Source organism: Burkholderia theae, assembly GCF_048565265.1.
Classification (GTDB): domain Bacteria; phylum Pseudomonadota; class Gammaproteobacteria; order Burkholderiales; family Burkholderiaceae; genus Burkholderia; species Burkholderia theae.
This window is the reverse complement of record NZ_CP183462.1, coordinates 879,149-892,732: the sequence shown is the minus strand read 5'-3', so window position 1 is coordinate 892,732 and position 13,584 is coordinate 879,149. Positions and strand designations below refer to the sequence as shown.

13 protein-coding genes are annotated in these 13,584 nt (G+C 69.1%); 6 read left to right on the top strand and 7 right to left on the bottom strand.

Annotation, left to right across the window (positions count from 1 at the left end):
- The first annotated feature begins 22 nt into the window (after positions 1–22).
- From ACN22W_RS21485 to ACN22W_RS21465, 5 genes are all read left to right on the top strand, one after another.
- Positions 23–1,252: an efflux RND transporter periplasmic adaptor subunit gene (locus ACN22W_RS21485; protein WP_193100633.1), complete on the top strand. Its 1,230-nt coding sequence runs from the start codon at positions 23–25 to the stop codon at positions 1,250–1,252.
- Positions 1,249–2,763 (top strand): efflux transporter outer membrane subunit, encoded by a 1,515-nt coding sequence (locus ACN22W_RS21480; protein ID WP_419689325.1) that lies wholly within the window; start codon positions 1,249–1,251, stop codon positions 2,761–2,763. The genes ACN22W_RS21485 and ACN22W_RS21480 overlap by 4 nt, the downstream gene beginning before the upstream one ends.
- A gap of 22 nt (positions 2,764–2,785) precedes the next feature.
- Positions 2,786–3,481, top strand: a complete 696-nt coding sequence (locus ACN22W_RS21475) for a heavy metal response regulator transcription factor (protein ID WP_048245357.1) — start codon at positions 2,786–2,788, stop codon at positions 3,479–3,481.
- Complete coding sequence (locus ACN22W_RS21470; RefSeq protein ID WP_419689324.1) at positions 3,478–4,935, top strand: heavy metal sensor histidine kinase; 1,458 nt, start codon at positions 3,478–3,480, stop codon at positions 4,933–4,935. The genes ACN22W_RS21475 and ACN22W_RS21470 overlap by 4 nt, the downstream gene beginning before the upstream one ends.
- A gap of 99 nt (positions 4,936–5,034) precedes the next feature.
- The gene (locus ACN22W_RS21465) at positions 5,035–5,622 is read left to right on the top strand and encodes a LysE family translocator (protein WP_419689323.1); all 588 of its coding nucleotides are present in this window, start codon (positions 5,035–5,037) and stop codon (positions 5,620–5,622) included.
- Between the two features lie 12 nt (positions 5,623–5,634).
- On the opposite strand, the gene ACN22W_RS21460 is transcribed toward ACN22W_RS21465, so the two are convergent.
- A complete protein-coding gene (locus tag ACN22W_RS21460) occupies positions 5,635–6,480 on the bottom strand; it encodes an AraC family transcriptional regulator (RefSeq protein WP_419689322.1) in 846 nt (281 codons plus the stop codon).
- A 171-nt stretch (positions 6,481–6,651) separates the two neighbouring features.
- Here ACN22W_RS21460 and ACN22W_RS21455 point away from each other — a divergent pair, with 171 nt between their 5' ends.
- Complete coding sequence (locus ACN22W_RS21455) at positions 6,652–7,446, top strand: SDR family NAD(P)-dependent oxidoreductase (RefSeq protein ID WP_419689321.1); 795 nt, start codon at positions 6,652–6,654, stop codon at positions 7,444–7,446.
- Between the two features lie 32 nt (positions 7,447–7,478).
- Here the strand turns inward: ACN22W_RS21455 and ACN22W_RS21450 are convergent, their stop codons facing one another.
- From ACN22W_RS21450 to ACN22W_RS21425, 6 genes are all read right to left on the bottom strand, one after another.
- A complete protein-coding gene (locus ACN22W_RS21450) occupies positions 7,479–7,847 on the bottom strand; it encodes a hypothetical protein (protein ID WP_419689320.1) in 369 nt (122 codons plus the stop codon).
- A 233-nt stretch (positions 7,848–8,080) separates the two neighbouring features.
- Positions 8,081–9,151: an AI-2E family transporter gene (locus ACN22W_RS21445; RefSeq protein ID WP_419689319.1), complete on the bottom strand. Its 1,071-nt coding sequence runs from the start codon at positions 9,149–9,151 to the stop codon at positions 8,081–8,083.
- Positions 9,152–9,258: 107 nt separating this feature from the next.
- Entirely contained in the window at positions 9,259–10,368 is a 1,110-nt protein-coding gene (locus ACN22W_RS21440; RefSeq protein ID WP_193100641.1) for an NADH:flavin oxidoreductase/NADH oxidase, read from the bottom strand.
- A 149-nt stretch (positions 10,369–10,517) separates the two neighbouring features.
- A complete protein-coding gene (locus ACN22W_RS21435) occupies positions 10,518–11,204 on the bottom strand; it encodes a type 1 glutamine amidotransferase domain-containing protein (protein WP_048245365.1) in 687 nt (228 codons plus the stop codon).
- Positions 11,205–11,683: 479 nt separating this feature from the next.
- Positions 11,684–12,433, bottom strand: coding sequence for an SDR family oxidoreductase (locus ACN22W_RS21430; RefSeq protein ID WP_419689318.1), 750 nt, complete (start codon positions 12,431–12,433; stop codon positions 11,684–11,686).
- A 140-nt stretch (positions 12,434–12,573) separates the two neighbouring features.
- Positions 12,574–13,491 carry a LysR family transcriptional regulator gene (locus tag ACN22W_RS21425; protein ID WP_419689317.1) on the bottom strand — a complete coding sequence of 306 codons (918 nt, stop codon included), beginning with the start codon at positions 13,489–13,491 and terminating at the stop codon, positions 12,574–12,576.
- Between the last annotated feature and the right edge of the window lie 93 nt (positions 13,492–13,584).

The window sequence follows — 13,584 nt, the reverse complement described above, 5'->3', positions numbered from 1 at the left end:
CCCGGTTGAATTGGTTGAATTCATGGAAGAGAAACATCACAGCTCCGTCGGCATCCAGGTGGACGAACACGGCATGCACCTGCCGACGCGCACGTCGGTGTCGCGGCGCGGACGGATCGTCCTGATCGTGATCGGCGTGCTGCTGGCCGCCGGCGCCGCGCGCACGATCGTCGTCAACGTGCTGAACCGCAACCGGCTCGACGCGGTCGCGGAGCAGAACACGCGCCAGTACGTGAACGTCGTGCATCCGGTCGACGCGGCGACCGGCGGCAAGCTGACGCTGCCCGGCACGCTGCGCGGCTTCGTCGAGGCGCCGATCTACGCGCGCGCCAGCGGCTACGTGCTGCGCTGGCAAGCCGATATCGGCGCGCACGTGAAGCAAGGGCAAGTGCTCGCCGAACTGGATACGCCCGAACTGAACCAGGAACTCGCGCAGGCCACCGCGCAGCGCCAGCAGGCGCAGGCGACGCTCGCGCTCGCGAAGACGTCGTTCGACCGCGCGCAGCAGCTGCGCCAGCGCGATGCCGTCTCGCAGCAGGAACTCGACGACCGGCAAGGCGCGTTCAACCAGGGCACCGCGAACCTCGCCGCGGCCGACGCGAACATGCGCCGGCTCACCGAGCTGAAAGGCTTCCAGCGGATCGTCGCGCCGATCGACGGGATCGTCACGCAGCGCAACGTCGACGTCGGCGATCTCGTCAGTTCCGGCAACGCGGGCCGCTCGCTGTTTACGGTCGTGCAGGCCGACCGGCTGCGCCTCTACGTGCAGGTGCCGCAGGCCTACGCGCAACAGGTGAAGGTCGGCCAGCACGTGAGCGTCGCGCAGACCGAGCTGCCGGGCCAGACCTTCGACGGCACGATCACGCGCACGTCCGAGGCGATCGACGTCGCGACGCGCTCGCTGCAGATCGAGATCACGCTGCCGAACCCGGACGGCCGGCTGCTCCCCGGCGCGTACGTGCAGGCGACGCTGCCGATGACGCCGATCGGCCGCCTGCAAGTTCCGGCCAATACGTTGCTGTTCCGTGCCGAAGGTCCGACGGTCGCGACCGTCGACGCGAACGGCCAGGTCCGCCTGAAACAGGTGACGATCGTGCGCACGATCGGCCAGACGCTCGAAGTCGACGGGCCGCTCACACCGAACGACCGGCTCGTCGCGAACCCGGGCGACGCGCTCGCCAATGGCGACCAGGTCATCGTGTCGGCGCCGGCGGCGAAACCCGCGTCCGGCGCGGCGGGAGCGAAGTCGTGATCGCGACACGCGTTCGCGTGCGGCCCGCGGCGCTTGCCGCCGTCGTGGCGGCCACCGCCCTCGCCGCCTGCACGGTCGGCCCCGACTACCAGCGCCCGTCCGTCGATACGCCGGCCGCGTGGCGGCTCGATCCGGCCGACGCGTACTGGCATCCGGCCGCGCCCGCCCGCGCGCCGCTCGATCCGGCGTGGTGGACCGCGTTCGGCGATCCGCAGCTCGACGCGCTCGAAACCGATGCGCTGCGCAACAACCAGAACCTCAAGGCCGTCGCCGCGCGCTACGACCAGGCGAAGGCGACGCTCGCGTCGGTCGCGTCCGCGCAATATCCGGCGGTCGGCCTGAACGCGAGCGGCCAGCGCTTCAAGATCTCCGCCGACCGGCCGCAGACCAACTACACGACAGTCAACGCGTCGACCGTGCAGAACGACATCCAGGTCGGCGCGAGCGTCAGCTACGAGCTCGACCTGTTCGGCCGCGTGCGGCGCAGCGTCGAATCCGCGCAGGCGAGCACCGAGCAAGCCCACGACGATTTCGTGAACGCGCGCCTCGTGCTGACCGCCGATCTCGCGTCGAGCTATTTCGCGCTGCGCGAGCTCGACACCGAGATCGACGTCGTCAAGCGTTCGATCGACCTGCAGCAGAAGGCGCTCGACTACGTGGACGCGCGCCATGAACTCGGCGCGGTGTCGGGCCTCGACCTGCTGCAGCAGCGCGCCCAGCTCGACGCGACGCGCACGCAGGCGCAGTTGCTGCTCCAGCAGCGCGCGCAGGTCGAAACCGCGATCGCGACGCTGGTCGGCACGCCGGCACCCACATTCTCGCTGCCGCCGCGTGTGGTGCCGATCAACGCGCCCGCGCTGCCGACCGGCATGCCGAGCGACCTGCTGCAGCGGCGGCCCGACGTCGCGTCGGCCGAGCGCGCGATGGCCGCCGCGAACGCGCAGATCGGCGTCGCGCGCGCCGCGTATTTCCCGCGCATCATGCTGTCGCCGGACCTCGGCTGGGATGCGACGCGCTTCGCGGGCCTGTTCACCGTGCCGGCGCTGCTGTGGTCGGTCGGCGCGTCGGTCAGCCAGCCGCTGTTCGAAGGCGGCAAGCTGAAGGCCGGCGTCGATTTCGCGCAGGCCGGTTATACGGCCGCGCAGGCCAGCTACCGGCAGACCGTGCTCACCGCGTTCCAGGAGGTGCAGAATGCGGTGACGGGCCTGTCGGTGCTGGCCGAAGCCGCGCAGCAGGCCTCGGCGGCCGTCGACGACGCGCGCAAGCTCGTGTCGCTCGCGCAGGATCGCTACGCGGGCGGCCTGACGCCGTTCATCGACGTGCTGACGGCCCAGCAGCAACTGCTGACGAGCGAGCGCCAGGCCGTGCAGATCCAGGGCCAGCGCGCGGCGCTCGTCGTTTTTCTCGCGAAGGCGCTCGGCGGCGGCTGGGACGGCGATGCGACGCACGGCCCCGCGCCGTCCGACGTCGCGGCGGCGGGCCCGCAGCGCACCGCGGGCGTCGGCCCTTAACCCGGTTACGCGGACACACAATATGAAAGTGCTGATCGTCGAAGACGAACCGAAAGTCGTCGAATACCTGAAGAGCGGTCTGACCGAGGAAGGCTGGGTCGTCGATACCGCGCTCGACGGCGAGGACGGCGCGTGGAAAGCCGTCGAATTCGACTACGACGTGGTCGTGCTCGACGTGATGCTGCCGAAGCTCGACGGCTTCGGCGTGCTGCGCGCGTTGCGCGCGCAGAAGCAGACGCCCGTCATCATGCTGACCGCCCGCGACCGTGTCGACGATCGCGTGCGCGGGCTGCGCGGCGGCGCCGACGATTATCTGACCAAGCCCTTCTCGTTCCTCGAACTGATCGAACGGCTGCGCGCGCTGACGCGCCGTGCCCGCGTGCAGGAATCGACGCTGATCTCGATCGGCGACCTGCGCGTCGACCTGATCGGCCGCCGCGCGACCCGCGACGGCACGCGGCTCGACCTGACCGCGCAGGAGTTCCAGCTGCTCGGCGTGCTCGCGCGGCGCAGCGGCGAGGTGCTGTCGAAGACGACGATCGCCGAACTCGTGTGGGACGTGAACTTCGACAGCAACGCGAACGTCGTCGAGACGGCGATCAAGCGCCTGCGCGCGAAACTCGACGGCCCGTTCGCGGAGAAGCTGCTGCACACGATCCGCGGCATGGGCTACGTGCTCGAGGCGCGCGAGGAAGGCGACGCCGAGAGGCAGGCATGAAACGCTCGATCGTCCTGCGGCTCTCCGCGATGTTCGGCATCGTGTCGCTGCTCGTGTTCACGCTGGTCGGCTGCGGGCTGTTCGTGATGATGGAGCGCCAGTTGTTCGCGGAGCTGCGCGCGACGCTCGACACGCGCGCCAAGGTCGCCGAACTGATCGTGTCGCATGCCACCACGGCCGCGCGCGGGCGCCTGCTGCAGGAGAAGCTCAGCGATTTCGAACCGCCCGATGGCTCGACGCACTACCAGATCGTCAGTCCCGATCCCGCCTTCCGCTTCGGCAACCCCGTGAACGGCGTGCCGATCGAGCCGCCGAACGGCTCGTTCCAGCGCTACGCGCTGAACGACAGCAGCTACGACGTGATGACGAAAACCGTCACCGTAGCCGGCAGCGGCGAGCGGCCGACACTGCAGCTGGTCGTCGCCAGTTCGTGCGAGCGCACGCAGCGGATGCTGCGCCGCTTCGGCTGGACCCTCGCCGTGCTGATCGCGACGGCCACCGTCATCACGCTGCTGCTGAGCCGCGCGGTCGCGCGCTTCGGGCTCGCGCCGCTCGACCGGCTGTCACAGGATGCGGCAACCGTGAGCGCCACGAACCGCCGCCAGCGGCTACAGACCGACGCGCTGCCGGCCGAACTGCGCGACCTCGCCGCGGCGTTCAACGGCGCGCTCGACCGCATCCAGCAAACCTACGCGCGGCTCGAGGCATTCAACGCGGACGTCGCGCACGAGCTGCGCACGCCGGTCAGCATCCTGATCGGCCAGACCCAGGTCGCGCTGACGAGCCGCGACCGCTCGGTCGACCGGATGCGCCAGACGCTGCAGTCGAACCTCGAGGAGTTCGAGCGGCTGCGCGTGATCATCAACGACATGCTGTTCCTGTCGCGCAGCGACCGCGGTGAACGCGCGACCGACCTGAAGGACGTGTCGCTCGCCGACGAGGTGCGGCGCATGCTCGACTTCCTCGAAATCCCGCTCGATGAGGCGCAACTGCACGCCGAACTGCACGGCGATGCGCGCGCGGCCGTCGATCCGTCGCTGTTCCGCCGCGCGATGACGAACCTGCTGATCAACGCGATCCAGCATTCGGCGCCCGGCGCGACGCTGAACGTGACGATCACGCGCCGCGACGCGCTCGTCGAAATGGCCGTCGCGAACCCCGGCGAACCGATCGACCCCGCCCAGCGCTCGCACGTGTTCGAGCGTTTCTACCGGCTCGAGGAAGCGCGCGCGAACAGCAAGGAGAACCACGGGCTCGGGCTGTCGATCGTCAAGGCCGTGGCCGAGATGCACGGCGGCGGCGTGTTCGTCGCATGCTCGGGCGGCGTCAATACGTTCGGCTTCTCGGTATCGACCCAACCTTGCGCGGGCGGCCCGCTGCGCCCGGCCGATGCAAACAGCCCCGCCGATACGCACGACGCGCAACCGGCGCACCCGCCGCGCGCGTTGCACTGACGGCGGCCGCGCGCCGTCGAGGGCAGTTTTCTTCAATACGGGCCGATGCGGCTTCCGTAGTCTCGATGCGACTTTCGACATTTCGCATGGAGACATCCAATGAGCATGCTGGTTTCGATGGCCGCGTTCGCGCTCGCCTCGTCGATCACCCCCGGTCCCGTCAACATCGTCGCGCTCAGCGCGGGCGCGCGCCACGGGCTCGGCGCGAGCCTGCGCTATGCGGCAGGCGCGACGCTCGGTTTCGTCGCGCTGTTCCTGCTGATCGGCCTCGGCCTGCACGCGGCGCTCGCGCGCTGGCCCGTGCTGACGACCGCCACGCAGTGGTCGGGGATCGCGTTCCTGCTATACATGGCGCTGCGGCTCGCGCTCGATGACGGCCGGCTGTCGGCCGACCCGAACGTGGCCGGCCCGACGGCGGCGGCCGGCGCGGCGATGCAGTGGCTGAACCCGAAGGCGTGGCTCGCGTGCGTGGCCGCGATGGGTGCGTATGCGGCCGATGGCGACCGCACGCAGGTCTGGTTATTCGCCGGGCTGTATCTGGTGATCTGTTTCGCGTCGATCGCGTGCTGGGCGTATGCGGGCGCATCGCTGCGGCACCGGCTTGCGAATGCGCGGCGCATGCGCTTTTTCAACCGGTTGATGGCGCTGCTGCTCGCGGGCAGCGCGCTGTTTCTGCTTGACGTGTAGCCACGCGCCCGTTCAACTCATCGCGCTGCGGTACTGCCCGGGCGTCGCGGCCGCGATCCGCCGGAACGCGCGCTGGAAATGCGCCTGGTCCGCAAAACCCGCGTCGAGCGCGACGTCGGCGATCGGCCGGCCGCGGCGCAGCTCGGTGCGGCCGTACTGCACACGGCGATCGATCAGGAACGCATGCGGCGTCATGCCGTAGCGCGCGTTGAATGCGCGGATCAGATACGACGGCGACAGATCAGCCGCCGCGCAGATCGCATCGAGCGAGACACCCTCGCGGCAATTCGCGGCGATGTAGTCGGCCGCGCGCGCGAGTTTTGCGTTGTCGTCCCCGGGCCGCGGGTCGGGCAGTTCGCGATCGAGCGCGCCGTGCAGCGCGGTGAAGAATTCGACCGCCGAGCTCTCCTTGCCGAGCGGATCGATCGCGGGCGACACGAGCGTGCGATAGAAGCCGACAAATTGCGTGAACAGGTCGCGCCGTTCCGTCAACTTCGGCGAAAACCCGTGGAAATCGCCATTCGGATCGCGGCCCAGCGAATGCTGCAGCCGCGCGAGCCATGGCACGTCGACGTAGACCATCCGGTACGCCCATGCGTCGGGGCCGTACGGATTGCACGCGTGCACCTGTTCCGGATCGATGATCACGAGCACGCCGCGCCCGACGTGTTCGTTCGTCGCGCCGTTCACGTAGGTGCTCGTGCCGCCGACGATCGCGCCCACCGAAAACGTGTCGTGCGTGTGCTTCGCGTAGCAGATCGAACGCCCGTCGTCGACGGTGCGCGCCTCGATGAACGGCAGCGCGGCATCGCGCCAGAACGGCGACGGTACGGCGGATCGGTTGGCGGAACGGCTCACGCGGCGGGCTCCCGGTTCGGACGGCGAACGCTCACCGTACAAGACTGTGCGGGACGATGCAACCGGCACTTTGCAGCTTCGATACCGGATCGCGCGGTTTGACCTAAGCTTTGAATTCCGCTCGCCGCGGCATGCGCGGCGGTTCCTGTTCACTCCTCTCCCGTCACCCACATGCACATCGATCTGAAAGGCAAGACCGCGGTCGTCACCGCCTCCACCGCCGGCATCGGGCTCGCCATCGCCGAAGGCCTCGCGCGCGCCGGCGCACGCGTCATCGTCAACGGCCGCAGCGACGCGTCGGTGCAGTCCGCGCTCGCGCACCTGCGCACCGCCGTGCCCGGCGCGAGCGTCGACGGCGTCGCCGCCGACCTGTCCGATGCCACTGGCGTCGCGCGCATCACGCAGCACACGGCCGATGCCGACATCCTCGTCAACAACGCGGGCATCTACGGCCTGAAGGCGTTCTTCGACATCGACGACACCGAATGGGAGCATTACTTCCAGACGAACGTGATGTCCGGCGTGCGGCTCGCGCGGCATTACCTGAAAGGGATGATTGAACGCAACGCCGGGCGCGTCGTGTTCATTTCGTCGGAATCGGGCCTGAACATCCCGGTCGACATGATTCATTACGGCTTCACGAAAACCGCGCAACTGTCGATCGCGCGCGGCCTCGCGAAGCTCGCGGCCGGCACGAACGTGACCGTCAACTCGGTGCTGCCGGGACCGACGATGTCGGACGGCGTGCGGGCGCTGCTGAAGGAAACGGCCGACGAATCCGGCCGCAGCGTCGAGGACGTGGCCGTGGATTTCGTGCGCAACCATCGCTCGAGCTCGATCATCCAGCGGCCCGCGACGCCCGAGGAGGTCGCGAACCTGGTGGTGTACGTGTGCTCGCCGCAGGCTTCGGCGACAACCGGCGCGGCGCTGCGCGTCGACGGCGGCGTGGTCGACACGATCGCGTGACCGCGTGATGCGGCCGGCGGCGGCCGTACTGCCTAACTGCCCTTGCCCGACTGCAGCTTGCCGTTGCGGTCGGCGTCCATGCAGGTATCGAAGCCGTGTTGCGTGACGACGCCGGCCCGGTCGAACACGACGAAATAAGTCCGGTGATCGTTGCCGTGTTCGATGAAGTAGTTGTAGCAGACGCCGCTGCCGTTGCGGACCATCCAGACGCTGCGCGGGTTGCCGCCGGCGCGGACGATGTCGGCGCGGGTCGCGCCATGCCGCGACGCGGCCCTTGCCAGCGGCGTGCGCGAATACGAAAACGGCAGCCACGAGTCGAACCACGCGCAGCCATGCAACATCAGGCAGCTGGCGGCCAGGGACAGCGTCGCTGCGGGACGGGACATCGTAATCAATCGCATGCTTGGGGAAATCTGCTGCGCCGTGCCGGCGCGATCGAAAACCTCATGCTACTCGACCTTTGGGTCCGGATCGAAAAGAAATGTAGAGATCCGCATCCGAATCGCTGGTTTCCACGCACGTTGCATGCCCCAGCGCAAGCCCGAGCGTTACCGACCGTTGCGGCCGGCGGATGCTTGCCCGCGCATCCATGCCGCTGCGCCGATGCGTCAAACCGGCGCAACGGCGTGCATCGTCACGCGATCCATTCGACCCACAGCACCGTCAGCACCGTCATCAGTGCGGGGCCGACGAACAGCCCGATCAGGCCGAACGTCTCGGCGCCGCCGAGGATGCCGAACAGCACGAGCAGGAACGGCAGCCGCGCCGAGTTGCCGATCAGCACCGGCCGCACGAAATGCTCGGCGACGAACACGACGACGAAACCGAGCACGGCCACCACGACGGCCCACACGGTCGCGCCCTGCACGAACAGCCAGAGCGCCGCGCCGCAGAACACGATCGGCGCGCAGAACGGCAGCATCGCGGCGACCGCCGTCACGAGGCCGAGCAGCGCCGCATGCGGGACGCCCGCAAGCGCATAGGCGATACCGAGCAGCGCGCCCTCGCCGAGCCCGACGACGACGAGCCCCGTCACCGTACCGAACACGGCCGCGACCATCCGCTCGATCAGTTCCGCGCCGTTGCGCCCGAACGCACGCCGCGCGCCCTGCAGCAATGCGCCCGACAGCTTGTGGCCCGCGCGCAGGATCACGAACAGCGTGACGAGCATGAAGCCGAATTCGAGCAGCGCATGCGCGAGCTTCGTGCCGAATTGCCGGCCGTACGCGAGGAATTTCTCGCTGTTGACGCCGTGCATCGCGCTGGACGCATGCAGCGGATGGCCGAGATTGGCCTGCCACCATTCGGTGATCTGCGCGGCGCCGTAAGGCAGCCGGCCGACCACTTCCGGCAGCGGAATGCCGTTGTCCTGGATCGAGTGCAGCCACTCGCGCAGGTCGTGCGCCTGCCCGACCGCCTCGGTCGCGGCGATGGCGACCGGCAGCACGACGAGCAGCGAGATCGCCGCCGTGATCACGAGCGCGATGACCGTCGGCCGGTCGCGGAACAGCCGGTGCGATTCGAAGCACTTCAGCAGCGGCCACATCGCGATGGCGCTCACGCAGGCCCACGCGATGGCGGGAATGAAGTCGCGGATCACCCACAGCGCGAGCACCAGCAGCGCCGCATACAGCACGGCGCGGGCGATCTGCTGGCCGCGCGGTCGCGCGGCGGGATCGTGAGACGACGGGACATGGACGCCCATGGCACCTCTGTCGAAATGGAAAAATGGCGGTTCGCGCAAGCCACCGGCCTGCGCGAACCGCCATTCTATCCATCGGCGCCGGATCGGCGGCGTGTTATCTCACCCGCTCAGGCCACCTTGTCGGCGATCCGGTAACGTTCGAGCCAGTGTGCGTATGGCGCGGGCAGCGTCCACGACGGGCGCTCGACGCCGAGCTGCTTCGCCGCGTAGTACGGCCAGTGCGGATCGGCGAGATGCGCGCGGCCGACCATCACGAGATCGAGCTGCTGTTCGGCGACGACGCGGTTCGCCAGTTGCGGTGTGTCGATCCCCCACGCGGACGACACCGGCAGCCCGGCCTCGCGGCGCACGCGCTCGGCGATCGGCGCGAGGAACGCCGGGCCCCACGGAATCCGTGCGTCGGGCGTCGAGAAGCCGACCGACACGCTCAGCATGTCGAGCCCTGCCTGCTTCATCCGCTGCGTGAGCGCGATCGATTCGGCGAGCGTCTCGTCGTCGCGGCCGTCGTATTCGATCACGCCCAGGCGCGCGGTCAGCGGCAGATGTTCGGGCCATACCTTGCGGACGGCCGCGAGCGTGTCGACGAGGAAGCGGCCGCGGTTCTCGGCCGAACCGCCGTATTCGTCGTCGCGCTGGTTCGAATGCACCGAGAAGAAGCTCTGGCCGAGATAGCCGTGCGCAAAGTGCAGTTCGAGCCATTCGAAGCCCAGGTCACGCGCGCGCTTCGCCGATGCGACGAAGTCGGCCTGCACGCGGGCGATGTCGTCGTGCGTCATTTCACGCGGCACCTTCGGCAGATGCGCGCCGAACGGTACGGCCGACGGCGCGATGGTCTGCCAGCCGCGCGGATCGCCTTCGGCGATATGGTCGTCGCCTTCCCACGGACGGTTCGCGCTCGCCTTGCGGCCCGCGTGCGCGATCTGGATGCCGGGCACCGAGCCGGCCGCCTTGATCGCCGCGACCGACGGCGCGAACGCTTCGGCCTGCGCATCGTTCCACAGCCCCGCGCAGCCCGGCGTGATGCGCCCTTCCGGCGACACGGCCGTCGCCTCCGCGATCACGAGGCCCGCGCCGCCGCGCGCGATGCTGGCCAGATGCACGTGATGCCAGTCGTTGACGACGCCGTCTTCGGCGACGTACTGGCACATCGGCGGCACCGCGATGCGGTTGCGCAGCGTGACATCCTTGAGTTTGAACGGTTCGAACAGGGCAGACATCCACGACTCCTTTGCTTGGTTCTGCAAAACGACTGGGAACGCGCCGTGCGGCGCGCACGGCGGAACGATTCGGGCCGTCGGCGGGCAGATCGCGCCCGGCGACGGATACGGAACGGCGCCGGCCCGGCCGGCGCCATGTGCTTGCGTGCTTACTGGCGGCCGAGCTTCGCGAGCAGCGCCTCGGCGGCGGGTTCCGACGACGCGGGGTTCTGCCCCGTGATCAGCAGCCCGTCGGTGACGACATGCGGCGCCCAGTCGGCGCTGCGCTCGAATTCCGCGCCGTTGGTCTTCAGCATGTCCTCGACGAGGAACGGCACCACTTCCGTCAGCTCGACGGCCGCTTCCTCGCTGTTGGTAAAGCCCGTCGCGCGCTTGCCGCGCACGACCGATTCGCCGGTCTTCGGGTTCTTCACGTGGCGCAGCACGCCCGGCGCGTGGCAGACGGCCGCGACCGGCTTGCCGGCCGCGAGCGCATGCTCGATCAGGCGGATCGAATGCAGATCCTCGGCGAGATCCCACAGCGGGCCGTGGCCGCCCGGGTAGAACACGGCGTCGTAGTCGTCCACCGACACGTCGGCCAGCTTGTGCGTCGAAGCGAGTTCGGCCTTGGCCGCCGCATCGGCTTCGAAACGCCGCGTCGCGTCGGTCTGCGACGCCGGATCGCTGCTTTTCGGGTCGAGCGGCGGCTGGCCGCCCTTCGGCGACGCGAGCGTCAGCTCGACGCCCGCATCCTTGAACGTGTAGTACGGCGCGGCCAGTTCCTCGAGCCAGAAGCCGGTCTTCTTGCCGGTGTCGCCGAGCGTGTCGTGCGAGGTCAGGACAACCAGAATCTTCATGATCGGATACTCCTTCGTAAGTGGACGGGAACGGAGCCGTGCGGCGCGGCCGCCTGGATCGAGCAGGCGGCGTGCCGATCACGCAGGCACCTGACGGTTAGTCAGTTGTCGCGCGCCGACGTGCGGCGGACGTCGCCGAAAATCCGTTTCCGTCTATTAGACCAGTCGTCTATAAATCGGCTTAAAAAAAAGCATCACGGCCAAGCGATACCCGATGGACTCAAGGACAACGCCTTCAGCATCCCAGCCGCATGTGGCAATTTCGCGTTCGCGGTGCGAGTGCCGTCGCATTCATGAAGCCGGATCATATCGCCGGATTAGACCGGTCGTCTAGTAAACACCCGCTCGACCCTGCCGCCCGCATGGGTTTCACAGTGCGGCCGGGCGAGCGGCCCAATCGCCGCCCGCCCGACCCGCACCTGGCCCCAATCGCTCCGGCTACCGGCCGGTCACGTCGTCGCCCCGCTACCCTTCGGCGCTCAGAGCAACCCCATCCCGCCCGACGCGATGATTTCCGCGCCGACGATGAACGCGGACTCCGGCGCACTGAGGTGCAGCACCGTCGACGCGATTTCATCCGGCGTGCCGAACCGGCCGATCGGGACAAGGCCCTTGATCTTGTCGGCCGTCGCATCGAGCGTCGCCGCATCGAGCCCGAGCTTGCCGTACAGCGGCGTCTGCACCGGCCCCGGGCTCACGACGTTCACGCGCACGCCGTGCGGCAGCAATTCCGTCGACAGCGTCTTCGCGAACGAATTGACGGCCGCCTTGCTCGCCGCGTAGACCGACGAGCCGGGCATCCCGATGTGCGCGTTGATCGAGCCGTTGATCACGATCGACGCGCCGCGGTTCAGCAGCGGCACCAGCGACTGGATCTGGAAATACGCGCCCTTCACGTTGGTGTTGAACACGAGGTCCCACATGGCCTCGTCGCTGTCGGCGAACGGCGCGAGTTTCGCGACGCCCGCGTTGATGAACACGGCGTCGAGCCGCACGCCGGCCGTCGCGATCGCGTCCGCCAGCGCGCGGGCCGACGCGACGCTGCCGGCCTCGTTGCGGATCGCGAGCGCGCCTTCGCCGAGCGTCTGCCGTGCGGTCTCGAGCGTCTGCGCGTCGCGCCCGGTGATGATGACCCGCGCGCCTTCGGCCGCGAATGCGCGGGCGGCCGCCAGGCCGATACCGCTGTTGCCGCCCGTGACGAGGACCGTTTTTCCTCCGAAGCGTTGCATGATGTTCTCCTGTGAACCGGTGAGTTGACCGTGAACACAGGATGCGCTCGGCACCCTGCGTTGCCGTACGACGCGCGTGGCGAACATGTTCGAAATCGTCGAACGTGTTCGAGCGGATGCCCCGCCCGCCTTTCTCCGTCTCAGCCGGCCACGTCGATCCCGTCGAGCAGGCGCTGCGCGAGTCTCGGCTCGCGCAATTGCTCCAGCCACCATTGCAGCGCGCGGCCGTCGCGGTCACCGCGCCACGCGACATACAGCAGGTTCGGTTCGCGCGGATCGGCGGTCCGTTTCTCGACGAGATCTCCGCGCGCGAGCAGCGAGGCCACGCGCCGGCGCGGCACCCAGCCGACGCCGAGCCCGTCGCGCTGCGCGAGGATCTTCGCGCGCATCGACGGTACCGCGAGCATGGCCTGCCCGCCGAGCAGGCCGTATGCGCGGCCGGCCGCGCGCCGCGACGAATCGGCGACGACGACCGCGCGATGCGCGCCGATCGCATCCCGCGTCAGCACGTCGTCCGAGGAGGCCAGCGGATGGCGCGGCGACACCGCGAACACCCACTCCATCGCGCCCAGTTCGAACCACTTGAAGCCCTGAATCGCCGGCGGCTCGTTGGTCGCACCGACCACCAGGTCCGCGCGACCGTCGCGTAGCGCTTCCCAGGTGCCGCCGAGCACTTCGTGCGTGAAGCGCAGCGACACGCCCGAGTCGAGCGCGTCGAACGCGCGGACCACCGGCAGCAGCGTGTCGAACTCCAGCACTTCGTCGCTGACGATCGACAGCCGGTCCTCCCAGCCGCTCGCGACCTGCCGCACGCGCTGCGTCAGCCGCGCGACGTCCAGCGCCAGCCGCGACGCCTCGTCGGCCAGCAACTGTCCGGCCGGCGTGAGCTGCAGCCGGTAGCCGCGCCGGTCGAACAGCAGCGCGTCGAAACGCGTTTCGAGCTGGCGCGCCGCGTGCGACACCGTCGACGGCGCCTTGCCGAGCCGCGCGGCGGCGCGCGACAGGCTGCCGGTGGCGAGGATCGCGTCGAGCAGCGCAAGTTCGTCTTCGGACAGCATGGGGACGCTCCGGTTTGGGGTTGTCGTGGATCGTAAGGCAGCGGCGGGCCGCGGTCCAATCGGGCGACGGGGCTGCGGCGTCGGTCGATGCCG

Coding starts and splice junctions, on each gene's coding strand:
- ACN22W_RS21485 (WP_193100633.1), top strand. CDS start 23: ATGGAAGAGAAACATCACAGCTCCGTCGGCATCCAGGTGGACGAACAC.
- ACN22W_RS21475 (WP_048245357.1), top strand. CDS start 2,786: ATGAAAGTGCTGATCGTCGAAGACGAACCGAAAGTCGTCGAATACCTG.
- ACN22W_RS21470 (WP_419689324.1), top strand. CDS start 3,478: ATGAAACGCTCGATCGTCCTGCGGCTCTCCGCGATGTTCGGCATCGTG.
- ACN22W_RS21465 (WP_419689323.1), top strand. CDS start 5,035: ATGAGCATGCTGGTTTCGATGGCCGCGTTCGCGCTCGCCTCGTCGATC.
- ACN22W_RS21455 (WP_419689321.1), top strand. CDS start 6,652: ATGCACATCGATCTGAAAGGCAAGACCGCGGTCGTCACCGCCTCCACC.
- ACN22W_RS21450 (WP_419689320.1), bottom strand. CDS start 7,847: ATGCGATTGATTACGATGTCCCGTCCCGCAGCGACGCTGTCCCTGGCC.
- ACN22W_RS21445 (WP_419689319.1), bottom strand. CDS start 9,151: ATGGGCGTCCATGTCCCGTCGTCTCACGATCCCGCCGCGCGACCGCGC.
- ACN22W_RS21440 (WP_193100641.1), bottom strand. CDS start 10,368: ATGTCTGCCCTGTTCGAACCGTTCAAACTCAAGGATGTCACGCTGCGC.
- ACN22W_RS21435 (WP_048245365.1), bottom strand. CDS start 11,204: ATGAAGATTCTGGTTGTCCTGACCTCGCACGACACGCTCGGCGACACC.
- ACN22W_RS21430 (WP_419689318.1), bottom strand. CDS start 12,433: ATGCAACGCTTCGGAGGAAAAACGGTCCTCGTCACGGGCGGCAACAGC.
- ACN22W_RS21425 (WP_419689317.1), bottom strand. CDS start 13,491: ATGCTGTCCGAAGACGAACTTGCGCTGCTCGACGCGATCCTCGCCACC.